This window comes from Paraburkholderia sp. J41, assembly GCF_905220235.1.
Taxonomy (GTDB): Bacteria; Pseudomonadota; Gammaproteobacteria; order Burkholderiales; family Burkholderiaceae; genus Paraburkholderia.
On sequence record NZ_CAJMZE010000095.1, the window covers coordinates 1 to 589 of the forward strand.

At 67.2% G+C, this 589-nt stretch carries 1 pseudogene; it reads right to left on the minus strand.

Going from position 1 to position 589, the window contains the following annotated elements:
- Positions 1–80: 80 nt before the first annotated feature.
- Positions 81–589, minus strand: a pseudogene (locus U5805_RS31565) (hypothetical protein); the annotation flags it as partial.

Here is a 589-nt window from a genome sequence, read left to right on the forward strand (position 1 = left end):
GTTGGCCACCTTGTGCAGCGCCACCGCGGTCACGGTCGAGCCGCCCAGCGTCACCGAGTTATGTGCCGACGAGTCGTAGGTCACGGCATTGGCCATCTGGCCGTTGATGTTCGTGATCTGGCTGTTGATGTTCGAAACGTTGCCTTGCAGCGTCGTGACTTGCCCGTGTTCGCCACCGAGCCTTGGCCCAGTGCCACCGAGTTGGCCGTCGTAGCCTGCGCGCCTGCGCCGATCGCCGTCGCGTTCGCCGCGCTCGCAACCGCATTGCCACCCAGCGCCGACGCACTGCTTGCCTGCGCCTTCGAACCGTAGCCCAGCGCCGTGGCAGCCGTGGCGCCGCTGTTGCCGCCCGCGGCTATAGCGTTCGTGCCGACTGTGGTGTCGCCGTTGTACAGCGCCTGGGCGGAGTTGCCCAGCGCCTCGGAGTTGAAGCCGACGGATTGTGCCGCCGCGCCGAGCGCAATCGTATTCGTGCTGGACGAGGTCGCGTTGTAGCCGATCGCGATTGCCGACGCACCGGACGCCGTTGCCACCGGACCGATCGCCGTGGAGTTCGATCCCGTCGCCGACGAATCCCCCAACGTCGAGC